This is a genomic window from Kitasatospora sp. NPDC098652 (genome assembly GCF_044760155.1).
Taxonomy (GTDB): domain Bacteria; phylum Actinomycetota; class Actinomycetes; order Streptomycetales; family Streptomycetaceae; genus Kitasatospora.
The window spans coordinates 65,357-89,462 of the sequence record NZ_JBIWAQ010000005.1 but is presented as its reverse complement, the minus strand read 5'-3'; the positions used below and the strand labels follow the sequence as shown (position 1 = coordinate 89,462).

Sequence of the window (24,106 nt, the reverse complement as noted above, 5' to 3'; positions counted from 1 at the left end):
CTCTCGTGGCTGTCGAATGCCTTGCGGGCGTTCACGATGCCAGCCCGGGAGAGTCTTCTCAAGGAGCTTGACAGAGTTTATTGACCACCGAGTCACATTCTGCGTATCGTTCCGGCCTGCCGGGTCGCGGAGCCGGGGCGCCCCGCCGCAGGTTCCACGCGGCACTCCCCGCGCCGTACGCCCCGCGCCGTACGCCCGGCGCCGCACGCCCTGCGCCGCACGCCCCGACGCCATCCATCCGCTCCGACTGCGAGGACCGACATGGCCGAGTCACCCACCGACCACACCGTTCCGCTCGGCCGTACCGGCTGGCGCCTGTGGCGGGACGCGGTGCTGCGCAGTGCGGGGTTCTCGGCCGGCCGGATCCGGGCGCTGGCCGACCCCGAGCTGGCGGCCGCCGCCGACCGGGCCCTCGCCGGCACGATCGGCCCGGACGAGTACCGGCAGACCTACCGGGAGGCGACGGCGCGGCTGTCCGCGGCGGTGCGCGCCACGGCGGGCGAGCCGCGCTTCCGCGAGGCCGTCACCTGGCAGAACCGGCGCCTGGTCGCCGACTGCCTGGACAAGGCCGCCGCCGGTGAGCCGCGCAACGCGCGCGGCCGCTCCCACGAACTCACCGTCACCAGCTACCTGCAGCGGTACGCGCTGAAGAACGACACCATCGGCTTCTTCGGACCGGTCGGCTGGGCGCGCTGGGACGACCGGCCGCAGGCCATCGCCGTCGAGACCGGCGGCGGGCCGGGCGTCGGGCCGGGCAACGGGCCGGGCAACGGGGCCGGGATGCTCACCCACCGCACCGTCTACTTCGAGTCCTGGGCGATCGACACGCTCGCCCGGGCCCTCGCCGCCGACCCGGACCTCGCCCCCTGGCTGACGCCGCGCCGCTCGGCCGCCGACCGCCTCGGCGACGGCGTGCTGCACCGCGCGGGGAAGGGCGAGCAACCGCTCACCGCACGGGAGCACGCGGTGCTCGCCCGGTGCGACGGCCGCCGCACCGCCCGCGAGGTGCACGCCGCGCTGTCCGCCGAGGCGGCCGGCGCCGAGGCGGACACCCTGGCCCTGCTCGCGGACCTGCGCGAACGCGAGCTGATCACCCTCGACCTGGAGGGCCCGATCGAGGCCCGGCCGGAGCTGACCCTGCGGGCCAAGCTCGACCGGATCGACGACCCGGCGGTGCGCGCACGCGCGCTGGCCGTCCTGGACGGTATCTGCCGCGCCCGCGACGCCGTCGCCGCGGCGGCCGGGGACGCGCAGGCGCTCGCCACCGCCATGGACGGGCTCAACGCCGCCTTCCTGAGCGCCACCGGCGCGGCCGCCGAACGCCACCACGGACGCAACTACGCCGGCCGGACGCTGGTCTACGAGGACTGCGTACGGGACGTCGAGGTCCGGCTCGGCACCGAGCTGCGCGACGAACTCGCCGCCCCGCTCGGGCTGGTGCTGGACAGCGCGCGCTGGCTGGTGGGCCGGATCGCCGCCGAGTACCGCACGCTGTTCCTGGGCATGTACGACCGCTGGTCGGCCCGCAGCGGCGAGACCGCCATGCCGCTCGCCCGACTGCTGGCCGCCGCCACGCCGCACCTCTTCTACTCCGCCCGGGCGCTGCCCGCCCCCGTCCGGACCGCCGTCGCCCAGCTCCAGGAGCGGTGGGCCCGGGTGCTCGGCGAGACGGACGGTCCGGGGCCGCGGCTCTTCACCAGCGAGCAGTTGGCCGAGCGGTTCGCGCGCGAGTTCCCGGCGGCGCCGCTGCCCTGGGCCGCCGCCGTCCACCACTCCCCGGACCTGATGCTCGCGGCGCCGAGTGCGGCGGACGTCGCCGAGGGGCGCTGGCTGGCCGTGCTCGGCGAACTGCACACCGCGCTCAACACCCTGGAGAGCCGGGTGTTCGTCGAACAGCATCCCGACCCGGACCGGCTGCGCGCCGCGGACGCGGCCGACCACGCCGGCCGGCGGGTCTACCTGGTGCCGCCCAAGGACTGGCCGACCGTCACCTCCCGGCTGGCGCCGCCGTCCGCGCTGCTGTCGCCCGACTACACGTACTGGACGCTGCGTTCGCCCAGCGTCGAGCCGGCCGGCCCGGTCCTGGCGCTCGCCGACCTGTCCGTCCACCGGGAGGACGGCGCCCTGGTCGTCCGGTCGGCCGACGGCGGCTTCCGCTGCGACCTGCTGGAGATGTTGGGCGAGGTCCTGTCCGGGGTGACGGTCAACAGCTTCAAGCCGTTCGCCGCGGCCGCGCACCGGCCGAGGGTGGTCGTCGACCGGCTGGTGGTCGCCCGGGAGTCCTGGGCCTTCGCGGCGGCGGATCTGACCTGGACGTCCGTGAAGGACGAGTCCGAACGATTCCTGGCCGCCCGGGCCTGGCGCGCCTCGGCAGAATTGCCGGAACGGGTTTTCTACCGTTCGCCCACCGAGGACAAGCCGGCGTTCCTCGATTTCGAGAGCCTCCCACTCGTCAACCTGTTCGCCCGCACCGTCCGCAGTGCCGCCGAACTCCCCTCCAGCACCATCGGGTTGACGGAGCTTCTGCCCGACCTGCCGGACACCTGGCTGCGCGACGCGGACGGCGACGGATACACCGCTGAATTCCGCGTCGTGGCCGTCGACAAGACTTTGTGACTAATCCGTTGACCATTGAGTCAAATTCTGAGTACTGTTCCCGCAACCTCACCTGAAAGGTGCCTCAGGAATGAAGCCCACTGCCGCGGTGACCGACCCGGACCGTTTCCTCAAGATCCTCGACGACCCGGCCATGCAGCTCCTGGTCCGCCTGCAGGACCAACTCCTCCACACGACGGCCGAGTTCTGGAAGGAGCGCCGCACGCTCAACCTGCACCTGCCGATCACCACCGGCTCGGTCTCCAGCCCGATGGGCCTGGGCAGCGACAGCCTGCCGGTCCAGATCGACCTGTTCGGCGAGAAGGTGTACCTGGCCGACTCGATGCAGTTCCTGCTCGAGTACGGCTGTCGGATCGCCCCCGAGGGCGCCTGGTACCTGATGCCGAGCTTCCGCGGCGAGGAGGCCGACAAGACCCACCTCAACCAGTTCTTCCACAGCGAGGCCGAGATCATCGGCGGCCTCACCGACGTCCAGGAGGTCGTCGGCCAGTACACCCGCACCCTGGCCCGCGCCGCGCTGCGCGAGTTCGAGAGCGAGCTGGCCGCGGTGGCCGGCACCGTCGACCACATCGTCCGGATGGCCGAGACCGAGGTCATCCCGCAGCTCACCGTCGACGAGGCCGTCGAGCACCTGGGCAACGACCCGGAGTGCGTGCGCCACGACCCGGCCGGCTTCCGCACCATCACCCGGGCCGGCGAGCGCCGGCTCATGGACGAGATCAGCCCGGTGCTGTGGCTGAGCCACTTCGACCACCTGTCCGTCCCCTTCTACCAGGCCTACGAGCCCGGCACGGACAAGGCCCGCTGCGCCGACCTGCTGCTCGGCATCGGCGAGGTCGTCGGCGCCGGCGAGCGGCACGTCGACGGCGAGCAGACCCGCAAGGCGCTCGCCCAGCACGAGGTCGCCGAGGAGGAGTACGACTGGTACGTCCGGATGAAGTCCGAGCGCCCGATGCTCACCTCCGGCTTCGGCCTCGGCGTCGAGCGCTGGCTGATGTGGCTGCTGCGCCACGACGACATCCGCGACCTCCAGCTGGTGCCCCGCCTCAACGGCCTCACCCTGGCTCCCTAGTCGTGGCCGGGTCCGTTCTCGTGGCCCCCGCCCGCAGAGCGGGGGCCGACGGCGACACCGCGTCCACCACGGCGCTGCGGCGGCGGATCGCGGACGGCTTCGTGGCCGCCCACCCGCAGGCCCGGCAGGTTCCGGCGGTGCGCATCACCTCCGGTGCGGACCGCTCGGTCCACCTGGTCGGATCGTCGATCAGCGCGTTGAAGCCCTGGATCCCCGGGGGCATTCCGGACGGCGGGATCCTGGCGGTCCAGCCCGCCGTCCGGACGCAGAACCTCAGGACGCTCGGCGACTGCGTCACCCCGTTCGGCTGGGGCGGCCACTTCACCAACTTCTCGATCGTGCTCCCGGCCGGTTCCGGCACGGCCCCGGCCGAGCGCACGCTGGCCTTCTTCCTCGACCACTGCGGGTTCGCCCCCGCGGACGTGCTGGTCCGGGCCAGCCGCGAACACCCCGGCCTGTTCCCGGCGGTCGGGGTGTTCGCGGAGCACGTCCGGGTGGAGTGGGACAGCCGGGAGCCGCGCTACTACACGCACACCGTCGGCATCCCCGGCGTCCACGGTGTGAACTTCAACGTCGCGCTGCGGCACCCGGTGACCGGCGAGTACGACGACGTCGGCAACTACATCGACTTCGTGCCCGCCGGCACACCGGACACCGCACCGGACACCGCACCGGACACCGCACCGGACACCGCACCGGACACCGCACCGATCACCGAGCCGTTCACCGAGGTCGGCTTCGGCGACACCACCATCCTGCGGGCCCAGCTCGGCCTCGACCACGTCCTGGACGCCTTCCCGTTCCCGGCCGGGCCGACCGCCGACCGCTGGACCGACCGCCACCTCCAGGACGCCTTCCTGGTCTCGGCGGTGCTCTGGAACGAGGGACTGCGGCCGTGCAACCGGGACGCCAGGACCAAGCTCCTGCGCAAGTACCTGGAGGCCTGCCGCGCCGCCGTGACCCGGTCCGGCCTGGGCCGGTCGGAGCTCCGCGCCTGGCTGGCCGGCCTCTACGCGGCGGAGGGCTTCGCGCCGGCCGACCTCGACGGCATCTGGTCAGAACACCTGGAGGACAACCTGTGGACCTGAAGCACGACACCCCGACGCACGACACCGCCGCGCCGAACGACGCCGCCGCGCGGTCCCGCACGTACAAGAACGTCGCGGCCGTCTACGACCTCGTCTACGAGACCCGCACCGAGGACGTGGAGTTCTACGTCGAGCAGGTCGTCAAGGCCGCACCGCGCCGGCTGGCGGAGTTCGGCTGCGGGACCGGACGGGTCACCCTGAAGCTGGCCGAGCGCCTGCCCGACACCCGGATTGTCGCGGTGGACATGGACGCCGACGAGGTCGAGGTCCTGGCGGACAGCCTGCGCGCCCGGGGCATCGACACGGTCGAGACCCACTGCGGGCTGATCCAGGACTTCGAGGCCGAAGGCCTGGACATGGCGATCGCCCCCTTCCGGGTGTTCCAGCACGTCACCGACCCGGCCGAGTTCGAGGCCTGCCTGACCCGGGTCGCGCGCAGCCTGCGGCCGGGCGGCGTCTTCGTCTTCGACCTGTTCAACCCCTCGGTTCCGCTGCTCGCCAAGACCGGCCGGATCGTCTCCCAGGTCTTCGAGGACGGCGACGGCAACCGGATCGAGCGCGTGGTCGACGTCAACGAGCGCGACCACTTCCGGCAGACCCAGTTCGTCGAGGAGGACTACACGGTCACCACGCCCGAGGGCGAGACCTACGACCTGCACTGGCACTACCACACCCGCTACTACTTCCTCGGCGAAGTGGTCCCGCTCGTCGAGCGCGCGGGCTTCGAGGTGGTCCGGATCGACTCGGACTACCGGGGCACCCCCTTCGGCGAGGGCGAGTACCCGGGCGACCTCGTGTTCCACCTCGTCCGCAAGTAGCGGCGAGCAGCGGCGAGCCCGCACCCAACGACAAGTCAAGCCACCGCGACGGAGTCACAGAACAATGGCTGAAGCACCGGTCCTGGAGCAGGACCCCCACCTCCCCCTCTCCGTGGAAGCCGACGCTTCCCCCTTCGCCCTGCTCCAGGGCGAGGCCCGCACCATCGGCCGTCCGGGCACGGCCGTCGCGGTCGAAGCGGCCGGCCGGACCGAGCCGCTGCGGCAGCCGTTCGCCGAGGCGGGCGAGGCCCGGGTGCTGACCGCCGGGAGCGCGGCCGGCCTGCGGGTGCTGCGGGCCACCGCGGCCCTGGTCCTGGCGATGGCCGTCCGGGAGGAGTTCCCGGACGCGCTGCCAGCCGGCTCGGGCCTGACCGAGGACGGCTTCCACGTCGACTTCGCCGACCTGGCGCCGGTCACCCCCGAGGTGCTCAAGCGGCTCGACAAGCGGATGCGCCGGATCACCAAGCGCCGTCTGCCGATCGACGCGCTCCGGCTCGCCTCCGCCGAGGAGGCCGCCGGGGCCGCCGACGGCAACCGCTTCCTGCGGGAGATCGCCGAGGAGGCGTTCGGCCAGGACGAGCCCGGCCGGGACGCCCGGGGCGCGTTCCGCCAGTCGGTCGGCCCGCAGGGCGCCGAGCCGCTGTGGACCGGGATCGGCACCGAGGTGACCGCCCCCGACACCGGCTACCTGACCGCCTTCGAGCTGGAGTCCTCGTCCGCCGTCTACTGGCGGGGCGACGAGGCCAACGAGAGCCTCCAGCGGATCAAGGGCACCGCCTGGGCGGACGAGGAGGCCCTGGCCCGTCACCGCGCCTTCCTGGAGGAGGCCGCGCGCCGGGACCACCGCCGGCTCGGCTCCGAGATGGAGCTGTTCACCTTCGCCGACGAGATCGGCCCGGGCCTGCCGATCCTGCTGCCGAACGGCGCCGCGATCCGCGACGAGATGCAGCGCTACTCGCTCGACAAGCACCGCCGGTCCGGCTACACGCTGATCAACACCCCGTTCATCGCCAAGGAGGAGCTGTTCCTGCGCTCCGGGCACCTGCCGTACTACGCCGACGGCATGTTCCCCGGCATGGCGGTGGACGGCAGCGAGTACTACCTCAAGGCCATGAACTGCCCGATGCACGCGGTGGTGTTCAAGAACCGCGGCCGCTCCTACAAGGAACTGCCGCTGCGGCTCTTCGAGTTCGGCTCGGTGCACCGGTACGAGCGCTCGGGTACGCTGCACGGCCTCACCCGGGTGCGGAACATGACCCAGGACGACGCCCACATCTTCTGCACCCAGGAGCAGATCCAGGAGGAGCTGAAGACGGTCCTCGCCTTCGTGCTCGACCTGCTGCGCGACTTCGGCCTGCGCGACTTCTACCTGGAGCTCTCCACCCGCGACGACTCGGACAAGTTCATCGGCAGCGAGGAGGACTGGGCGAACGCCACCGCCGCCCTGGTCGCCGCCGCCGACTCGACCGGTCTGGAGCTCGTGCCGGACCCGGGCGGCGCGGCGTTCTACGGCCCCAAGATCAGCGTCCAGGTGCGCGACTCGCTGGGCCGCAACTGGCAGATGTCGACCATCCAGCTGGACTTCCAGACCCCGGCCCGGTTCGAGCTGTCCTACCAGGCCGCGGACGGCTCCCGGGTCCGCCCGGTGATGATCCACCGCGCCCTGTTCGGTTCCCTCGAGCGCTTCCTCGGCGTGCTCATCGAGCACTACGGCGGCCAGTTCCCGGCCTGGATGGCCCCCGTCCACGTGGCGGGCGTGCCGGTGCGCGCCGACGCCGAGGCGGGCCACACCCAGTACCTGGCGGACTTCCTCGACGGCCTGCGGGACGCCGGGGTCCGCTCTCAGCTGGACGCGTCCAGCGACCGCCTGCCGAAGAAGATCCTCAACGCCCAGCGCCTGCGTGCCCCCTTCGTCGTGGTCGCCGGCGACCGGGACGTGGCCGCCGGGACGGCGTCGCTGCGCTTCCGGGACGGCTCGCAGGAGTCGGACGTCCCGCTCGCGGAGATCGCGGACCGGATCCTCGCCACCATCGCCTCCCGGGAGACCGACAGCCCCACCGCCGTCGTGCGGCCGAGCAGCGACGGGTGACATGCGGGACGTCACCTTTCCACCGCCGTTGGCGCGCGGCGACCGGATCCTGGTGGTGTCGCTGTCCTCCAACACGGCGTCCCGGTTCGGCCAACGGCTGCGCCGGGGCGTCCGGGAGCTGGAGCGCAGCGGGTTCGAGGTCCGGCTGGGCGCCCACGTCAGCGACAGCCGCCGGCCCGGCCTGGAGACCGTCGCCACCCGGCTCGCCGACCTCCACCACGGGTTCGCCGACCCGGGCGTCACCGCGATCGTGTCGGCGATCGGCGGCTGGGCCTCGCACCAACTGCTGGACTCCGTCGACCTGGAGCTGGTCCGGGCCAACCCGAAGTGGTTCATCGGCTACAGCGACACCAGCTCCTTCCACCTGCTGCTGAGCGAACGGGCCGGGCTGGCCAGCGTCTACGGTCCGGCCGTGCTTCCGCAGTTCGGCGAGGTCGGGGGCGTGCGCCAGTACGCGCTGGACTCGCTGCTGCAGGCGACCAGGCGTGAGGCGTACGAGGCGTCCTGGGCCGACACCCGGGTCGACGAACGGCTGCGCTGGGAGACCGAGGACGGCGTGCGGCGGGCCGAGGTGCGGGCCCCCGCCCCCGTCGTGATCAGGGAGGGGGTCGGGCGCGGCGAGGTCCTGGCGCTCAACCTGGAGACGCTGATGTCGCACGCCGGGACGCGGTACTGGCCCCGGCTCTCCGGGCGCATCCTGCTGGTCGAGATCTCCGACAGCGCTCTCGAATGGCAGGCCCTGCGGCTGGTGCACCAGTTGAGCCAGCAGGAGGAGTTCGGCCACCTCCGCGGCCTCGCCCTCGGGCGGATCCCGCGGGGCATCGGGATCGACGCCGGGACGGTCCTCAAGCGGCTGCGCGAGGTGACCGGCCCGCTGGCGATCCCGGTGGTGGCCGACCTCCCGTTCGGCCACGTCGACCCCATCATGTCGATCGCCCTGCGCCGGACCGCCGAACTGACGGCGGAGGCCGGCGGCCGGGTGTCCCTGCGCTTCGACGCCCTCGGGGACCCGCTCGCGGACTCCCCCGCCGACCGTCCCGCCGACCGTCCCGGGGACGGCGCCCGGGACGTCCCCGTGGCCCGGCCGGAAGCAGCAGCACAGCCAGAAAGGTTCGCCCACCCCATGTCCGGAACCCCGCGCCCGCCCGCCCACGGGCACGGCCCCGCCCCGGCGGAGCCCGCCGAGGCCCGCTGCCCCGCCCACGGCGACGTCGACGGCCTGCTCACCACCGACCCGTACCGGGCCTACTCGATGCTGTGGGCCGCCGGCGAGGCCGCCACCTGGCACGAGCCGACCCGCTCCTGGTACGTCACCGATCCGGTGCACGTGCGGGAGATGCTGACCGACCGCCGCTTCGTCGCCCGCGGCGCCTCCCCGCTGGAGCCCGCGCTGGTCGGCGCCCCGGGGGCGGAGGCCGTCGAGGAGTTGGAGGCCTTCCTCGGCTGCTGGCCGGTGTTCTCGGACGCCCCCGTCCAGCGCACCGCCAGCCAGGCGCTGCGCCGGTCCTTCTCCCGGGCCCGCGCCGAGCAGCTGCGGCCGGCCTTCCGCACCGCCTTCACCGGGATCGTCGAGCGGGCCGACCGCCACCGGCCGGTCGCCACCTTCGCCCGGCCGGTGAGCGAGGCGATGCTCTCGCTGCTGCTCGGGCTGACCGCCGACGAGGTCGACCTGCTCCGCTCGATGACCGCGGCGACCATCGGCTACCTCTCCAACGACGGTCAGGACGTCGCAATGGCCCGCGCCGCCCTGGACCGGATCGGCGAACTGGAGGAGTGGCTGGCCGAGCGCGGCAGCCGGGGCGGGCAGGACTGGCTGCTGACCGAGCTGGACGCGGCCGGGGTGGAGCTGTCCCGGCGCGAACTGGCCGCCGTCTACATGCAGGTCGTCACCGGCGCGCTCGATCCCACCTCGCACGCGCTGATCGGCGCGCTGCGGTTCGTCCGGCACTCGCCGCAGGCCCGGGCGCTGGCCGCCACCGGGGACTTCGCCGCCCTGGTCGAGCTGTGCCTGGGCCACGACACCGGGTTCCACTTCGCGCCCCGCCGTTCCGGCTGCCCGATCGCCTTCCACGGGCGGGAGATCGGGGCGGGGGAACGCGTGGTGGGCGTCCTGGCCTGGGCCGCCTCGGTCGAAGCCGGCAACGACGGCGGGACGGCGCCCGGCACCCCGCGCGGCTCCGGCACCTCGCTGGCCTTCGGCCACGGGCGGCACTTCTGCCTCGGGGCCGGCATCGCCCAGGTGGCCATGGAGGAGGCACTGCGGGCCGCCCTCGCCCTCCCCGCCGCGGTCGGGTTCGACGTCGACGCCGTCGAACGGCTCCCCGCGCTCGGCGCCTCCCTCTACCGCGACCCGGCGGCGGAGGTGTCGCCGGAGGCGTGACGGCCCCGGCGGGCGACCGCCCCGGGCGCTGTGGGACCGTGGTCGGATGCAACCTGATCCGATCGACCAAGCGCGGCGCCTCGTCCGGGACCGCTTCCCCGGGGCGCTCGCCGTGGTCCTGGCGGGATCCACCGTCTCGGGCCGGGCGGGCGCGACCAGCGACCTGGACCTCGCGGTCCTGGTGCCCAGCGGCGGCGAGACCTACCGGGAGACGCTCCGCTTCGAGGGCCGGGTCGTGGAACTGTTCGTCCACACCCGGGCCGGCCTGCGCGACCTCTTCGCGGTGGACGTCGCCACCCGCCGGGCCGTCCTGCAGAGCATGTACGCCACCGGCCTGGTGCTGGTCGACGTGGACGGGGAGGCGGGCCGGGCCCGCGCGCTGGCGGAGGAGGACCTGCGCCAGGGCCCGCCCGCGCTCGAACCGGACACCGTGGAGACCAAGCGCTACGGCCTGACGGACGCGCTGGACGACCTGCGCGACGCCACCGACCCGGCCGAACTGCTGTTCATCGCAGGCGTGGTGGTCAACACCGCCGCCGACCTGCTGTGCGACCACCACCGGGCCTGGACGGGCAGCGGCAAGTGGCTGCCCCGGCGCCTCCTGGAGGCCGACCCGGTGCGCGGCGCCGGCCTGCTCGACGCCTACACCCGGCTGGCCGCCACCCGGGATCCGGCAGCCCTGGTCGAGGCCGGCACGGAGGTCCTGGACCTCGCCGGCGGCCCGCTCCGCGAGGGCTACCACCGCGCCTGGCAGGGCGTCATCGATTCCGTCGCCGTGGGCGTCGGCCGCTGAGCACCCATGTCCCCCGAAGCACGACGAAGGGCGTCCTCCCCTGCGGGAGGGCGCCCTTCGTCGTGATCGGAGACCTTCGCCCGGGTGGGCCACGGCGGCCGTCAGGACGGGTGCGGTCGGGGGAGGCGCTAATCTGTGCGCCGCACCTTTATCTGATCATGCGTTAAACGGGGGTTCTTTCGTCATGTCTGCATCCAGGAGTCTGCTCGTCGCCGCTCTGGTCGCCACCGCCGCGCTGGGCCTCGCCGCCTGCGGCCCGGACGACCCGTCGACCCAGGGGGCCGGCGCCGCCGCCACCACCGCCCCGGCCACCGGTGGGGAGGGCTCGCCCACCGCGGCCCCGGCGACCGGGACGGGCAAGCCCGCCCCGACCGGCAAGCCCGCCCCGACCGGCAAGCCCACCGACGGCGGCCCGGAGGGCTTCTGCACCAGCGCCCCGCTGCCCGCCGGGCAGAAGTGGGTCGACGTGGCGAAGGGCACCACCGCGACGGCCCTGGTCTACAAGGAGACCAAGGACGCCTGCGGCGTGAACGACGTCGCCCACGAGCCCGTCGGCGCCGACAGGACCGCGCAGTTCGCGCCCAACGCCAAGGGCCACCTCAAGTCGGTCGTGGCCGCGCCGAAGGACGTCAACGCGGCCGACCTGGCCAAGCACATCAACGAGTGCATCGCCACGCCGGGCAACCAGAAGGGCTCCTACCCCTGTTCGAGCGGCGACTACAAGGTCGCCTTCGACGCCTCCGGCAAGGTCGTCGAGATGTGGGAGCGCCCCAGCTCCTGAGGTGACGCCGTGCACGGCGCCGGGCCGCTCACGTGATGGTGAACGACTCGGCGCCGTTGGCGCATCCGAGCTTCCCGGCCGCCTTCCGGGCGAAGCCGGTCAGCAACGCGTCGCGGCGGTCCGGGGCGGGGAGGTCGGCCTGGGGGAACTGCCTGTCGGGCCGGAGGGCGGCCCAGTACAGCTCGGCCTTGCCGTTCAGGGTGCAGGTGAAGGTGGCTTCCCCGGGGGCGGTCACGGTGGCCTCATCGGTGTTGAACGCGTAGGCGAGCACCCGCCGTTCACCCTGCCCCTGGACCGAGCAGCGCAGGCGCGGCTTGAGGTCCGTGGTCCCGGTGCGGAAGTCGGTGTCGACGAAGACCCGTGGGGTGGCGCCCAGCAGCGCGGCGAAACCCGGGTCGTCGAGGGTGCCCTCGCACTCCCCGTGCGACAGGGAGACGGCCGGCGGCCGGTACTCCGTGCGGTCGAGGTACACGTGCCAGCCGAGCAGCCCGCCGCCGAGCACTACCAGCGTCGTCGCGCCCACGGTCAGGGTCCTGATGTGCTTCACCGGCAGACTCCCTTCGACTGGCTCGCAAACGCGGCCAGGGCGACCTGTTCGAGATCGACCTGCCGGTTTCCGTCGGTGCGGGCGGCTTCACCGGCGGTGAGCGACAGCACGACGTAGCCGAACGCGGGCGGCTCGGTGGGCGGACAGGTCCGGGCCAGGGTGGCGGTGCCGGTCCATGACGCGGACGGACCGTCCTGGGTGAAGGCGTGCGCGTCCGGGTGCCGGGCCGCTTCGGGCGGGAGCACGGGTGATCCGCCGAAGTGGGCGGCGGTGACGGTGAGGGCGGCGCGTCCGTCCACCCTGACCGTGCACGACACCGGGCCGTCCGGGGGACCGTCGGTCGTCTCCTCCACGTCCTGCCTGCCCGCCGGCAGCAGCCGCCCCAGCGGGGTGTCCTTCCCGGTGGGCGCCCCGCACAGGTGCGCTGCGCGACCGGGCTCCTCGACCGGCTGGTGCCCGCGCCAGTCCAGGTAGCCGACCGTCCCGGCGGCCGCCACCAGCACCGCGAGCGCGGCGGGCAGCGGCCATCGGCGGCCCGAGGACCGGTTCACGAGCTGCCCTTCGAGTTGACGTTGCTGTTGTTCGAGACACCGGCGGCGTAACCCGTGAGCAGGTTGTCGGTGGCGTCCGCCGAGATGCGGTCGAGGTCCGCCTTGCTGAGCCCGGAGGTCTGGCTGGCGTCCGCGATCGCCTGCTGAATGCTCTGTGCCGCGTACTGCTGGGCTTCGGAGGAGTAGTTGCGGGCCTCCTGGCGGCCGTCCTCGGTGGTGTCCCGCTGGTTGGCCTCGATCACGCTCTCGGTGATCGAGTCGACCAACTGGCCCGACAGCTCGCTGCCGAGCGGAATCTTCTCCGTCACCTTGCCGATGGTGGCGTTGAAGGCTTCCTTGGCATAGCCGACGTTCTTCTCCAGGGCGTCGTTGTACGCCTTGTCGTCGGCCGCGTGCTGGTTGTGGACCTCGTCGATCCGGGCCTCGTTGAGGATGCCGTTGACGATCCCGCCGGCGAAGGCGTCGTGCCTGATGTCCGCATCCAGCCGGGGGAAGTCGGTCGAGCCGTCCAGGTGGCCGCGGACGAGGGCGGTGGTGTACGCCTGGTCGGCGTTGACCACCGAGCCGTATGCCTCCGGGTCCCGCCCGAGGGCGTCCAGCAGCCCGTGCACCGCGGCGCCGTTGAGGTGCGCCGGGGCGCCGTTGACGGGCAGGACATCGCTGTGCACCACCGAGTTCTGCACGTCGCCGATGTACTCGGCGGTCATGTGCCCCAGGCTCGTCCGCATGGTGGAGAACTTGCCGTCGCCCTTGATGTCGTCCAGCGCCCCGTTGTCGCCGTGGGTGCCGAAGGTGTCCACCACCCGCTGCATCAGGTTGGCCTGGTCGGCGGTGTGCGGCTTCGGCGGGACGTCCGCCGGGACGTCGTACGGGTGGCCGGTGGTGGCCGCCTCCAGGGCGTGGCCGAAGGCGGTGGGCCCGGCGTGCCTGCTCTGGTCCAGGGCGTTCGGGTCGCGCAGGGAGTTGGTGTCCGGGAGCCAGTCCTTGTCGTGCGAGTAGTAGGTGAGGTAGTCGGCGGGCTTGGCCTTGCCGCCCGGGTTGACCGTGCCGTCCTCGTTGTACGCGGTGGGCTGTTCGGTGAAGAACTGGGTCGCCGCGGCCGGGCTGTGGGCGAGGGCCTGCATCACCGCGGTGGTGGGCTGGAAGCCGAGGCCGCCGTCACCGCCGAGCAGGTTGAAGCCGTGCACCCGGTCGGCGACCGCCTGCGGCGGGGCGGGCCAGTACTTCTCCCGGTTGGTGTCGAGCTGGGTGACGTGCTGGGCGATCGGGTCGATGAAGTGCGGGTCGTAGTTGCCGCTCATCAGGATGCCGGAGAGGACCTGGTAGCCGTACGGCTGGTAGTCCAGGCCGGAGGCCCGGTAGGGCTTGTCCCAGACCGGCTGGGCGCCGGCCTTGCGCAGGGCGGCGGCCCATTCGTCGGACAGGTGCGGCTGGTTGCTCTGCCGGGTGGCGGTGGCCAGGTTGAGCCCGAGGTTCTTCTGGAGGTCCTGGTAGGCCTTCCAGCGCGGGTCCTTGGGGTCGCGGTAGTGGCCCGGGTCGCCGACCATGCTGTTCCAGGACTTGATCAGGCCGTCCGGGCCGATGTCCTGGTAGAACTTGGTGGCGAACTTCGGGTCGTCCTGGTGCGAGGACAGCAGCGAGTTGAGCTCGGTGAGCTCGGCGTCGCTGATGTCGCCGCCCTTGCGGGCGAGTTGGGCGGCGCGGGTGCCGTCGGCCTCGGGGCCGCCGCCGATGGCCTTGCCGTTGAAGGAGTGGTCCTTGTCGGTGCCGGAGTCGGAGGTCAGCGCGTAGGCGATCCGCTCGTCGGCGGCGGTGGCCTCGGCGACGGCGGCGTCGATCGCGGCGCGGGCGGTGTCGGCCTTGCCGCGCCACTCCTTCTGGTAGTCCTTGAGGCCGTCCGGGTCGTGCCGGGTGGCGGAGTCGGCCGGGGGCCAGGAGACGGTGCCGTCGGAGCCGACGGTGAGTCCGGCGGTCCGGGCGTCCTGGACGGCCTTGTCCAGCTTGGTCCTGGCGGCCTTGAACTCGGTCGCGGCGTCGCCGAAGATCGAGGCCAGCGCGTTCGCCTCGGTGGTGGCGTCGGTCAACTGGTCATTGGTGCGCTTGAGCCCGGGTCTCGCCTGGTCGGCCGCGTTGCCGACCCAGCATTCGGAGTTGACCTGGGCGATCACCGTGTTGTTCCAGTCGTCGTCCATCGACTTGAGTTTCTGGGCGACGGTGGTCCAGGCGGTCGCGGCGGCGTCGAGGGAGCCGAAGTCGGCGGTGCTGAGTTCGTGGAAGTCGACCATGTCCCGGTCCTCCTCAGGCGCCCAGGTCGTGCTGGACGGTCTGCTCGTGCTGCTGGTAGGCGGTGGCGCTGGTGCGCAGCGCCTGGGTGGTCTGTCCGATGGTCTGGCCGAGGGCGGCCACGCACTGGTCCCAGGTGTCGGCGGCGCTCTTGGCGGCCTTGCCGGTGCTCCAGTTGGCGAGCGAGGTGCTGACCTTGGCGGTGGCCTCGTCGGCGCCGCGCCCGTCGGTGTTCAGCCGGGCGTGGATCTGGTCGGAGTTGGTGGCGGCGGTGCCCAGTGCGTTGGCGTCGACGGTGAAGCCGCCGCCTCCGCCGCCGTCCCCGGCCTGCGACTTCGCCGAGTTGAGCTGGGTGCGGGCGGCCTCCTGCGCACGGGCCCGGTCGGTCAGGTTGCCGTCGGCGTCGTAGGCCCACGGATTCATCATCCGGTCGAACTCGGTTGCCCGGTCGGACATCTGGTCCGTCCTCCTTCGGTGTCCACGCGGTGCGCGGCACCTTCGCTGGTGACGCTGCTCGCTAAGAATCCGACAAGATTACAAGTGGCCTCCAAGGGCCGTCCTTTACCCGACCCTTAGGGGAGAGCGGCCCCGGCGTCATACCGCAGCAGCAGAAGGCCCCGCGAAGCCTCGTCATTCCAGCTCATGCCCCCTGCGGCGCGGGAACGTTACGTTGAGGGCGTGTCCACTGCTGTCATCAAGACCGAGGGCCTCACCAAGAGGTTCCCCCGGGTCACCGCGCTCGACCAGCTGACCGTCGAGGTACGGCCCGGGGTCGTCGGGCTGGTCGGGGCCAACGGGGCGGGCAAGTCCACCCTGATCAAGATCCTGCTCGGGCTCGCCCCGGCGACGTCCGGCCGCGGCGAGGTGCTCGGCCTGGACATCGCCACCCGGGGCTCGGAGATCCGCGAGCAGGTCGGCTACATGCCCGAGCACGACTGCCTGCCACCGGACGTCTCGGCGACGGAGTTCGTGGTGCACATGGCGCGGATGGCGGGGCTGCCCGCGACCGCCGCGCGGGAGCGCACCGCGGACACGCTGCGGCACGTGGGCCTGTACGAGGAGCGGTACCGCCCGATGGGCGGCTACTCGACCGGCATGAAGCAGCGGGTGAAGCTGGCCCAGGCGCTGGTGCACGACCCGAAGCTGGTGCTGCTGGACGAGCCGACGAACGGTCTGGACCCGGCCGGCCGGGACGAGATGCTCGCCCTGATCCGCCGGGTGCACACCGACTTCGGCATCTCGGTGCTGGTCACCACCCACCTGCTCGGCGAGCTGGAGCGGACCTGCGACCACCTGGTGGTGATCGACGGCGGCAAGCTGCTGCGCTCCTCCTCCACGGCCTCCTTCACCGAGGCGACCGCCGTCCTCGCGGTGGAGGTCACCGACTTCCCGCAGGAGGCCGCCGCCGAGCCCGGCGCCACCGTCCGGGAGCGGCTCGCCGCCGGCGGGCTGGACGTCCGGGCGGAGGGCTCGCACCTGCTGCTGGTCCGGCTGGACGGCGAGTCCACCTACGACACCATCCGCGACACGGTCGCCGAACTCGGCCTCGGCCTGGTCCGCTTGGAGCAGCGCCGGCACCGGGTCGCGGAACTCTTCACCGACCACGACGAAGCCGACGCCCCGGAGTACGACGCGTACCACGGCGGCGCCGACCGGAGCACCAGGGGAGGGACGGACGATGCCGCAGCCTCCTGACACCAGGCCCGCCGACACCGGTGTCATCCACGACATCGGCTACCGCGGCTACACCGGTCCGCGCCTCGGCCGCGCCTACGCCACCCGCTCGCTCTTCGCCCAGAGCCTGCGCGCCGCCTACGGCCTGGGCCGTTCCGGCAAGTCCAAGGTGCTGCCGATGCTGCTGCTGGGCGTGGTCACCGTCCCGGCGATGATCTTCGTCGCGGGCGCGGTCTACCTCAAGCGGGACGAACTCCCGGTCGAGTACGCCGGCTACCTCTCCAGCCTCGGCCTGGTGGTGTCGATCTTCCTCGCCGCCCAGACGCCGGTGCTGCTCTCCCGGGACCTCCGCCACCACACCGTCCCGCTGTACTTCTCCCGACCGATCACCCGCGCCGACTACGTCCGGGCCAAGTTCGGCGCCATGGCCTGCGCCCAGTTCCTGCTGATGGCAGCCCCGTTGCTGGTGCTGTACGCGGGCGCGCTGCTCGCCGGGATGGACTTCGGGCACAACACCGGCCAGTTCCTCTACGGCCTGGTGGCGGCCGTGCTCTACGCCCTGGTGCCGACCTCGGTGGCCCTGGTGATCGCCGCGAGCACCCCGCGCCGGGGCTTCGGGGTGGCCGCCATCATGGGCTACCTGGTGGTGAGTTCGACCCTCGCCGCGGTCGTGGTCGGCATCAGCAACCCCGGCCCGGGCGGCTCCGACGCGGCCCAGTGGACCTCGCTGATCTCGCCGAACGGCCTGGTGGAGGCGCTGGTCAACGAGGTGTTCGACCTCGGGTCCGGGATCGACCGCCGGCACGCCCCGGGGGCGCTCGGCACCCTGGTGTTCGCACTCGTCGCCGTCGCGATGGTGGCCGGCTCCTACCGCCTCCTGCTGCGCCGCTACGAGAAGGTCTGAGAGGGCGGCATGGCCACCATCACCATCGACAAGGTCTCCCGCTGGTTCGGGAACGTGGTCGCGGTCAACGACATCTCGATGTCGATCGGCCCCGGCGTGACCGGCCTGCTCGGGCCGAACGGCGCGGGCAAGTCCACCCTCATCCACATGATGAGCGGCTTCCTCGCCCCCTCCAGCGGCGCGGTCACCCTGGACGGCGCGCAGATCTGGCGCAACCAGCAGGTCTACCGGCAGATCGGCCTGGTGCCCGAGCGGGAGTCGATGTACGACTACCTGACCGGCTGGGAGTTCGTCCTCGCCAACGCCGAACTGCACGGCCTGCCCCAGCCCGGCGCCGCCGCCCGGCGCGCCCTCGACCTGGTCGAGATGGCGCCCGCCAAGGACCGCCGCACCGGGACGTACTCCAAGGGCATGAAGCAGCGGGTCAAGATGGCCTCGGCGCTGGTCCACGACCCGGCCGTGCTGCTGCTGGACGAGCCCTTCAACGGCATGGACCCGCGCCAGCGGCTCCAGCTGATGGAGCTGCTGCGCCGCTTCGGCGCGGACGGCCGTACGGTGCTGTTCTCCTCCCACATCCTGGAGGAGGTCGAGCAACTGGCCCGGCACATCGAGGTGGTGGTGGCCGGACGGCACGCCGCCTCGGGCGACTTCCGGCGGATCCGGCGGCTGATGACCGACCGGCCGCACCGCTACCTGGTCCGCTCCAGCGACGACCGCCGGCTCGCCGCCGCACTGATCGCCGACGGCTCGACCACCGGCATCGAGGTGGACGAGCGGGAACGGGCGCTGCGGATCGAGGCGGTGAACTTCCAGGGCTTCACCACCCTGCTGCCCAGGGTCGCCCGGGAGGCCGGCATCCGGCTGTACACCGTGTCGCCGGCGGACGAGTCGCTGGAGAGCGTCTTCTCCTACCTGGTCTCGGCATGACCCCCGGCCCCACCCGCGCCACCCACCGGACCCAGGAAGGGGTCGACCGACCATGAACCCGACCGTCGCCAGGCTGACCCTGCGCGGCCTGCTCGGCCGCCGCCGCGGCGCGCTGCTGCTGGTGGCCCCGGCGCTGCTGCTGATCGTCGCGGCGATCGCCGCCGGGTCGAGCGGCGACGCGCACAGCCTGACCGTCAAGATCCTCGGCCAGCTGGACCTCGGCACCCTGCTGCCGATCCTCGGCCTGGTGATCGGCACCGGGGTGATCGCCACCGAGATCGACGACGGCTCGATCGTCTACCTGCTGGCCAAGCCGCTGCCGCGCCGGCAGATCATCACCACCAAGCTGGCCGTCGCGATCGGCACCACCTGGGTGTTCTCGGCCGTCCCGACGCTGCTCGCCGGGCTGCTGCTGTACGGGACGAAGGACGGCGTGGCGCTCGGCTACACCGTCGCGGTGCTGGTCGCCGGGGCCGTGTACAGCGCGCTGTTCCTGCTGCTCGGTGTGGTCACCCGGCACGCGGTGGTGGCCGGGCTGGCCTACGCGCTGATCTGGGAGTCGCTGATCGGCAACTTCGTCGAGGGCGCCCGCACGCTGAGCGTCCAGCAGTGGGGCCGGGCGGTCGCCGAGGCGGTCGCCGGGGACAACGCGATCGGCGCCGACGTGTCGCTCGGGGCGGCCGTCCCGCTGCTGCTGGTGGTCGCCGTCGGGGCGACCGTGCTGGCCTCGGTGAAGCTGGCCGGGCTGACCCTGGCCGCCGAGGAGTAGACCGCGCCCCGCGCGACAGGGCCCGGACTCCACGGAGTCCGGGCCCTGTCGGCGTTCCGCGGGCGTCCTACAGCGTCCGGTTCCGTCCGGCGCCGAAGCCGGCCGCGCCGACCACCAGGACCAGCACCAGCATCAGCACCAGGGTGGCCTCCCAGCCGCCGGTGAGCTGGTGCAGTGCCCCGGCGCCGACCGGGCCGGCCGCCGCGACCAGGTAGCCGATCGCCTGGGACATGCCGCCCAGCTGGGCGGCGCCGGCCGCGGTGCCGGTGCGCAGCACGATGAAGGCCAGGCCGAGGCCGAGCGAGCCGCCCTGGGCCAGGCCGAGGATGGTCGCCGACACCCAGGCGCCGGAGACCGGGGCGACCAGCAGCAGGGCGATGCCGAGCCCGTTCAGGGCGGCCATGGTGACGGCGAGGGCGCGCTGGCTCGTCATCCGGCCGGCCATCAGCGGCACCAGGAAGGCGCCGGCCACCTGCACCAGGTTGGAGAAGGCGAAGACCAGGCTGGCCTGGCCGCGGTCCATGCCGTGGTCGAACAGGATGGTCGGCATCCAGGCGACCAGGGTGTAGACCAGCAACGAGGAGATGCCCATGAAGAGGCTGATCTGCCAGGCCAGCGGGGACTTCCAGATGCCCTCGATCGGCCTGTCGGCCGGGGCGGGCCGGGTGGGCCGGGCGTCCCGGGCGGGCACGGCGGCCACCGCGGCCTGCTCCTGCCGGGAGCGCAGCACCTGCGGCAGCCAGGCCACCGCGGCGATCAGCGCCAGCAGCGACCAGGCGCCGAGCGAGGCCCGCCAGCCGCCGCCGAGCGCGTGCTCCAGCGGGACGGAGGAGCCGGCCGCGAGGGTGGCGCCGACCAGCATGGTGGTGGAGTAGACGCCGGTCATGGTGGCCGCGCGGTCCGGGAACTCCCGCTTGACCAGGCCGGGCATCGACACGTTCAGCACCGCGATGGCGACGCCGATCACCACGCAGCCCGCGTACAGCGCGTACACCGAGGGCAGCACCCGCAGCAGCACGCCCGCGCCCAGCACCAGCACCGCGCCGAGCACCACCCGCTCGGCGCCGAACCGCCTGGTCAGCCGGGGGGTGAGCGGGGCGCCGACGCCCTGGAACAGCACCGGGACGGTGGTGATCAGCCCGCCCGCGGTGGCGGACAGCCCGAAGGTGCGCTGGATCTCGCCGACCATCGGGGAGATCGCGGCCAGGCAGGCGCGCATGTTCAGCGCGACCAGCAGGATGCCGGTCAGCAGCAGTGCGGGGTGGGCCAGCCGGCTGCGGACGGTGAGCGGGGCGGCGGTGGTGACAACCGGCTGCGGGGCACGGGTGACGGCCATGGGTGTGCTGTTCTCTCCGGGCTCGGGGTGGCGCGGGCACGGCGGGAGGAGGCCTCCACCGGCCGCGGGCAGGACGGGACAGGACGGGGGGTGGGCAAGCAGCGGGGCTGCGTGCGGAAGCGGGGCCTGCGCCGTCCTACTTCCGGGCCGCGATGGCCGCGAGGAGCTGCTCGACGGCCGCGGTGGGCTCGGCGAGCAGCGCCCGACAGGCCGTCTCGGCGCGGTCCGGGTCGCCGCTCTCGACGGCGTCCACCAGCGCCTCGTGGGTGGCCACGACCGCCTCGGGCATCTCGTGGTCGCCGAAGGCGGCCGTCATCGACTCGCGCACGGAGGCGCCGAAGTAGCGGTAGACCTCGGCCAGCGCCGGGTTGTGCGCGGCCTCGACGACGGCGGTGTGGAACTCCAGGTCGTGCTCGACGGTGGCCTCGCGGCCGGCCCGCTCGGGGTGCCGGGCGAAGACCTCGGCCTCCCGGGCCAGCGCGGCCCGCATCCGCCGGACGTCCTCGGGGGTGTGCCGCAGCGCGGCCAGCCGGGCGGCCTCGGTCTCCAGTGCGGCGCGGACCTCCAGGACGTCCCGGATGCCCGAGCGCTGGACGCCGCGGAGCACCGCCGCCGGGTCGCTGGTGGACCGTACGAAGGTGCCCTCGCCCTGCCGGGAGACCAGCATCCCGGCGTGCACCAGCACCCGGAGGGCCTCCCGCACGGTGTTGCGGCCGACCCCCAGCTGCTCGGCCAGCTCGTGCTCGGTGGGGATCTGCGATCCCACCGGCCAGGCCCCGCCGGCCAGTTGCTCGCGCAGCCGGTCGATCGCGGTGTCCACCAGGGAACGCCGTCCGGCCGCCTGCAGGCCGTTTCCGTCGCCGCTCATGCCGGGCCTCCCTTCGCACACCGCTCATCGGTCGTAGGTCATCCTACAACCGCTTGCCCGGTCATCCTACAACTGGGTGTGAACCGTCCGTGAACGAGTCCCGGGGCGCTCAGCGCGCCGGGTAGAGGCGCTCCAGGACGACCGCGACGCCGTCCTCGTCGTTGCCCGCGGTGACCTCGTCGGCGACGGCGAGCAGTTCCTCGTGGGCGTTGGCCATGGCCACGCCGTGCGCCGCCCAGCCGAACATCGGCACGTCGTTGGGCATGTCGCCGAAGGCGATGGTGTCGCTGGCGCGCACGCCCAGGCGGCGGGCGGCGACGGCCAGGCCGGTGGCCTTGGACAGGCCCAGCGGCAGCAGTTCGACCACGCCCGGGCCGGCCATCACCACGCCGACCAGGTCGCCGGCGGCGCGCCGGGCGGCCTCGGCGAGGCCGTCGTCGGTCAGCCCGGGGTGCTGGATGTAGAGCTTGCTGAGCGGGGCGGCGAGGAGTTCGCCGCGCTCGGCCCGGACGACCGGGAGGTCGGAGCCGATCAGCAGCTCGTAGCCGGGGCCGGCCAGCACCTGGCCGTCCAGGCCGTCCTGGTTGGCGGCCACGGCCAGCGGGCCGGTCTCGGCCTCGATCTTCTCGATCGCGACGGCGGCGAGCCGGCGGTCCAGGGTGAGCGAGGTGAGCAGCTTGTGGGCGCCGGCGTCGTAGACCTGGGCGCCCTGGCCGCAGACCGCTATCCCGGTGTAGCCGATCTCGTCGAAGACCGGGCGGGCCCACACGGCCGAGCGGCCGGTCACCACGATGTGCAGCGCGCCCGCGCCGGTGGCCGCGGCCAGCGCGGCGCGGGTGCGCTCGGAGACGGTTTCCGCGCTGGTGAGCAGGGTTCCGTCGAGGTCGGTGGCGACCAGCCGGTAGGGCAGGTCGCCACCGATCGGGTGGGTCGAGGAGGTCACTTGACCGGCTCGAGGACGGTCCGCCCGCCGAGGTACGGACGCAGCGCCTCGGGCACGACGACCGAGCCGTCGGCCTGCTGGTGGTTCTCCAGGATCGCCACGATGGTGCGCGGCACGGCGACCAGGGTGCCGTTCAGGGTGGCGAGCGGGCGGGTCCTGCCCTCCTCGCGCATCCGGATCGACAGCCGGCGGGCCTGGTACTCGGTGGTGTTGGAGGTCGAGGTGACCTCGCGGTACTTGCCCTGGGTCGGGATCCAGGCCTCGATGTCGAACTTGCGCGCGGCCGAGGAGCCGAGGTCGCCGGAGGCGACGTCGATCACCCGGTAGGGCAGCTCCAGCGCGTTGAGGAAGTCCTTCTCCCACTGGAGCAGGCGGCGGTGCTCGTTCTCCGCGTCCTCGGGCGTGGTGAAGACGAACATCTCCACCTTCTCGAACTGGTGGACCCGGATGATGCCGCGGGTGTCCTTGCCGTAGGTGCCGGCCTCGCGGCGGAAGCAGGACGAGTAGCCGGCGTAGCGCAGCGGCAGCTTGTCGGCCTCGATGATCTCGTCCATGTGGTACGCCGCCAGCGGGACCTCGCTGGTGCCGACCAGGTACTTGTCCTCCTCGGGGAGGTGGTACACGTTCTCGGCGGCCTGGCCGAGGAAGCCGGTGCCGTCCATGGCGGCCGGGCGGACCAGGGCCGGGGTGATCATCGGGATGAAGCCGGCCGCGGTGGCCTGGGCGATCGCCATGTTGACCAGGGCGAGCTCCAGCAGCGCGCCGGGACCGGTCAGGTAGTAGGAGCGGGCACCGGCGACCTTGGCGCCGCGCTCGGTGTCGATCGCGCCCAGCAGCTGGCCCAGCTCGACGTGGTCGCGGGGCTCGAAGCCCTCGGCGGCGAAGTCGCGCGGGGTGCCGATCTCCTCCAGGGTGACGAAGTCCTCCTCGCCGCCGACCGGGGCGGCCGGGTCGATGAGGTTCGACAGGGAGCGGAGCAGGCGGTCCGCCTCCTCCTTGGCCGCGCTCTGCTCGGCGTCCGCGGCCTTGACCTCGGCGGCCAGCTCCTTGGTGCGCTGCAGCAGGGCGGTCTTCTCGTCGCCCTTGGCCTGGGCGACCTGCTTGCCGAGCACCCGCTGCTCGTTGCGCAGTTCGTCGAAGCGGCTGCCCGAGGACCGGCGCCGCTCGTCGGCGGAGAGGAGGGCGTCGACGATGTCGACGTCCTCGCCACGGACGCGCTGCGAGGCGCGCACTCGGTCAGGGTCCTCACGAAGCAGGCGAAGGTCAATCACAGGCCCAAGCGTACCGGGCGGCCGTTCCTCCACCGGTACCGGTTTTCCCCTGGGGATAACCCGGCGGCTCCTGTGGATAACTCCTGTGGGGAACTCTCCGCCCCCAGCCTGCGGGCGGGTTATCCACAGGGCCCGCCCCGGGCCTGTGGATGAGGGGCGCGGAGGGAGATCCGTTGATCAAAACCAGGGAATTGAGGTCTCAAACCCCAATGAACCTTCTCGAGTGAGGGAATTGAAGCACTCGCACGGGTGATTTGCAGGCAAGCGGGTGACTCTGGTCCGATTAGTCATCTCTATGACGCAAACCGATGGTCCGACCAGTTCTGGGCAATGGCTATACCGGTTTGTCGACTCATCCCCAGGCCTGTGGATAACTTTCGGCTGTGGACAGCGGGG

At 72.8% G+C, this 24,106-nt stretch carries 20 protein-coding genes; 12 read left to right on the top strand and 8 right to left on the bottom strand.

What is annotated here, in order from left to right:
- Positions 1-261 precede the first annotated feature (261 nt).
- The 8 genes from ACIQWA_RS13400 to ACIQWA_RS13365 all read left to right on the top strand — a co-directional run bounded on the left by ACIQWA_RS13400 (position 262) and on the right by ACIQWA_RS13365 (position 11,637).
- The gene (locus tag ACIQWA_RS13400) at positions 262-2,616 is read left to right on the top strand and encodes a lantibiotic dehydratase (RefSeq protein WP_402481775.1); all 2,355 of its coding nucleotides are present in this window, start codon (positions 262-264) and stop codon (positions 2,614-2,616) included.
- A gap of 70 nt (positions 2,617-2,686) precedes the next feature.
- A complete protein-coding gene (locus ACIQWA_RS13395; RefSeq protein ID WP_402481773.1) occupies positions 2,687-3,688 on the top strand; it encodes an amino acid--tRNA ligase-related protein in 1,002 nt (333 codons plus the stop codon).
- A gap of 2 nt (positions 3,689-3,690) precedes the next feature.
- Positions 3,691-4,776, top strand: a complete 1,086-nt coding sequence (locus tag ACIQWA_RS13390) for a hypothetical protein (protein ID WP_402481770.1) — start codon at positions 3,691-3,693, stop codon at positions 4,774-4,776.
- On the top strand, positions 4,767-5,594 hold the full coding sequence (locus ACIQWA_RS13385; RefSeq protein WP_402481768.1) for a class I SAM-dependent methyltransferase: 828 nt from the start codon (positions 4,767-4,769) through the stop codon (positions 5,592-5,594). Before ACIQWA_RS13390 ends, ACIQWA_RS13385 begins: the two co-directional genes overlap by 10 nt.
- 64 nt (positions 5,595-5,658) lie before the next feature.
- Positions 5,659-7,683 (top strand): threonine--tRNA ligase, encoded by a 2,025-nt coding sequence (gene thrS, locus ACIQWA_RS13380; protein ID WP_402481766.1) that lies wholly within the window; start codon positions 5,659-5,661, stop codon positions 7,681-7,683.
- Between the two features lies 1 nt (position 7,684).
- Entirely contained in the window at positions 7,685-10,063 is a 2,379-nt protein-coding gene (locus tag ACIQWA_RS13375) for an LD-carboxypeptidase (RefSeq protein WP_402481763.1), read from the top strand.
- 46 nt (positions 10,064-10,109) lie between these two features.
- Complete coding sequence (locus tag ACIQWA_RS13370; protein ID WP_402481762.1) at positions 10,110-10,856, top strand: nucleotidyltransferase domain-containing protein; 747 nt, start codon at positions 10,110-10,112, stop codon at positions 10,854-10,856.
- Between the two features lie 184 nt (positions 10,857-11,040).
- Entirely contained in the window at positions 11,041-11,637 is a 597-nt protein-coding gene (locus tag ACIQWA_RS13365) for a hypothetical protein (RefSeq protein WP_402481759.1), read from the top strand.
- 28 nt (positions 11,638-11,665) lie between these two features.
- Here the strand turns inward: ACIQWA_RS13365 and ACIQWA_RS13360 are convergent, their stop codons facing one another.
- From ACIQWA_RS13360 to ACIQWA_RS13345, 4 genes are read right to left on the bottom strand one after another with little or no spacing between them, the layout of a single operon-like run.
- Positions 11,666-12,184: a hypothetical protein gene (locus ACIQWA_RS13360; protein WP_402481756.1), complete on the bottom strand. Its 519-nt coding sequence runs from the start codon at positions 12,182-12,184 to the stop codon at positions 11,666-11,668.
- Positions 12,181-12,735 (bottom strand): hypothetical protein, encoded by a 555-nt coding sequence (locus ACIQWA_RS13355; protein WP_402481754.1) that lies wholly within the window; start codon positions 12,733-12,735, stop codon positions 12,181-12,183. Before ACIQWA_RS13355 ends, ACIQWA_RS13360 begins: the two co-directional genes overlap by 4 nt.
- On the bottom strand, positions 12,732-15,020 hold the full coding sequence (locus tag ACIQWA_RS13350; RefSeq protein WP_402481751.1) for a hypothetical protein: 2,289 nt from the start codon (positions 15,018-15,020) through the stop codon (positions 12,732-12,734). The genes ACIQWA_RS13355 and ACIQWA_RS13350 overlap by 4 nt, the downstream gene beginning before the upstream one ends.
- Before the next feature lie 13 nt (positions 15,021-15,033).
- Positions 15,034-15,474 (bottom strand): hypothetical protein, encoded by a 441-nt coding sequence (locus tag ACIQWA_RS13345; protein WP_402481748.1) that lies wholly within the window; start codon positions 15,472-15,474, stop codon positions 15,034-15,036.
- A 222-nt stretch (positions 15,475-15,696) separates the two neighbouring features.
- Between ACIQWA_RS13345 and ACIQWA_RS13340 the strand changes: the two genes are divergently transcribed.
- Genes ACIQWA_RS13340 through ACIQWA_RS13325 form a run of 4 tightly spaced genes read left to right on the top strand, consistent with a single transcriptional unit; the run spans position 15,697 to position 19,292 of the window.
- Positions 15,697-16,713, top strand: coding sequence for an ABC transporter ATP-binding protein (locus ACIQWA_RS13340; RefSeq protein ID WP_402481747.1), 1,017 nt, complete (start codon positions 15,697-15,699; stop codon positions 16,711-16,713).
- Positions 16,697-17,596: an ABC transporter permease gene (locus tag ACIQWA_RS13335; protein WP_402481744.1), complete on the top strand. Its 900-nt coding sequence runs from the start codon at positions 16,697-16,699 to the stop codon at positions 17,594-17,596. Before ACIQWA_RS13340 ends, ACIQWA_RS13335 begins: the two co-directional genes overlap by 17 nt.
- 9 nt (positions 17,597-17,605) lie before the next feature.
- Positions 17,606-18,523 (top strand): ABC transporter ATP-binding protein, encoded by a 918-nt coding sequence (locus ACIQWA_RS13330; RefSeq protein ID WP_360239547.1) that lies wholly within the window; start codon positions 17,606-17,608, stop codon positions 18,521-18,523.
- A 52-nt stretch (positions 18,524-18,575) separates the two neighbouring features.
- A complete protein-coding gene (locus tag ACIQWA_RS13325) occupies positions 18,576-19,292 on the top strand; it encodes an ABC transporter permease subunit (RefSeq protein ID WP_360239550.1) in 717 nt (238 codons plus the stop codon).
- A gap of 67 nt (positions 19,293-19,359) precedes the next feature.
- On the opposite strand, the gene ACIQWA_RS13320 is transcribed toward ACIQWA_RS13325, so the two are convergent.
- The 4 genes from ACIQWA_RS13320 to serS form a co-directional block, all read right to left on the bottom strand.
- Positions 19,360-20,628, bottom strand: a complete 1,269-nt coding sequence (locus ACIQWA_RS13320; RefSeq protein WP_402481741.1) for a CynX/NimT family MFS transporter — start codon at positions 20,626-20,628, stop codon at positions 19,360-19,362.
- Between the two features lie 136 nt (positions 20,629-20,764).
- Positions 20,765-21,496, bottom strand: a complete 732-nt coding sequence (locus ACIQWA_RS13315; RefSeq protein WP_402481738.1) for a FadR/GntR family transcriptional regulator — start codon at positions 21,494-21,496, stop codon at positions 20,765-20,767.
- Between the two features lie 109 nt (positions 21,497-21,605).
- Positions 21,606-22,439 carry an HAD family hydrolase gene (locus ACIQWA_RS13310; RefSeq protein WP_402481736.1) on the bottom strand — a complete coding sequence of 278 codons (834 nt, stop codon included), beginning with the start codon at positions 22,437-22,439 and terminating at the stop codon, positions 21,606-21,608.
- Positions 22,436-23,710, bottom strand: a complete 1,275-nt coding sequence (serS, locus tag ACIQWA_RS13305) for a serine--tRNA ligase (protein ID WP_360239561.1) — start codon at positions 23,708-23,710, stop codon at positions 22,436-22,438. Before serS ends, ACIQWA_RS13310 begins: the two co-directional genes overlap by 4 nt.
- Positions 23,711-24,106 lie beyond the last annotated feature (396 nt).

Excerpts from the sequence above, each read along its gene's own strand:
- ACIQWA_RS13325 (WP_360239550.1), top strand. The coding sequence starts at position 18,576 with ATGAACCCGACCGTCGCCAGGCTGACCCTGCGCGGCCTGCTCGGCCGC.
- ACIQWA_RS13315 (WP_402481738.1), bottom strand. The coding sequence starts at position 21,496 with ATGAGCGGCGACGGAAACGGCCTGCAGGCGGCCGGACGGCGTTCCCTG.
- ACIQWA_RS13350 (WP_402481751.1), bottom strand. The coding sequence starts at position 15,020 with ATGGTCGACTTCCACGAACTCAGCACCGCCGACTTCGGCTCCCTCGAC.
- ACIQWA_RS13400 (WP_402481775.1), top strand. The coding sequence starts at position 262 with ATGGCCGAGTCACCCACCGACCACACCGTTCCGCTCGGCCGTACCGGC.
- ACIQWA_RS13365 (WP_402481759.1), top strand. The coding sequence starts at position 11,041 with ATGTCTGCATCCAGGAGTCTGCTCGTCGCCGCTCTGGTCGCCACCGCC.
- ACIQWA_RS13320 (WP_402481741.1), bottom strand. The coding sequence starts at position 20,628 with ATGGCCGTCACCCGTGCCCCGCAGCCGGTTGTCACCACCGCCGCCCCG.
- ACIQWA_RS13345 (WP_402481748.1), bottom strand. The coding sequence starts at position 15,474 with ATGTCCGACCGGGCAACCGAGTTCGACCGGATGATGAATCCGTGGGCC.
- ACIQWA_RS13375 (WP_402481763.1), top strand. The coding sequence starts at position 7,685 with ATGCGGGACGTCACCTTTCCACCGCCGTTGGCGCGCGGCGACCGGATC.
- ACIQWA_RS13370 (WP_402481762.1), top strand. The coding sequence starts at position 10,110 with ATGCAACCTGATCCGATCGACCAAGCGCGGCGCCTCGTCCGGGACCGC.
- ACIQWA_RS13335 (WP_402481744.1), top strand. The coding sequence starts at position 16,697 with ATGCCGCAGCCTCCTGACACCAGGCCCGCCGACACCGGTGTCATCCAC.
- ACIQWA_RS13330 (WP_360239547.1), top strand. The coding sequence starts at position 17,606 with ATGGCCACCATCACCATCGACAAGGTCTCCCGCTGGTTCGGGAACGTG.
- thrS (WP_402481766.1), top strand. The coding sequence starts at position 5,659 with ATGGCTGAAGCACCGGTCCTGGAGCAGGACCCCCACCTCCCCCTCTCC.
- ACIQWA_RS13395 (WP_402481773.1), top strand. The coding sequence starts at position 2,687 with ATGAAGCCCACTGCCGCGGTGACCGACCCGGACCGTTTCCTCAAGATC.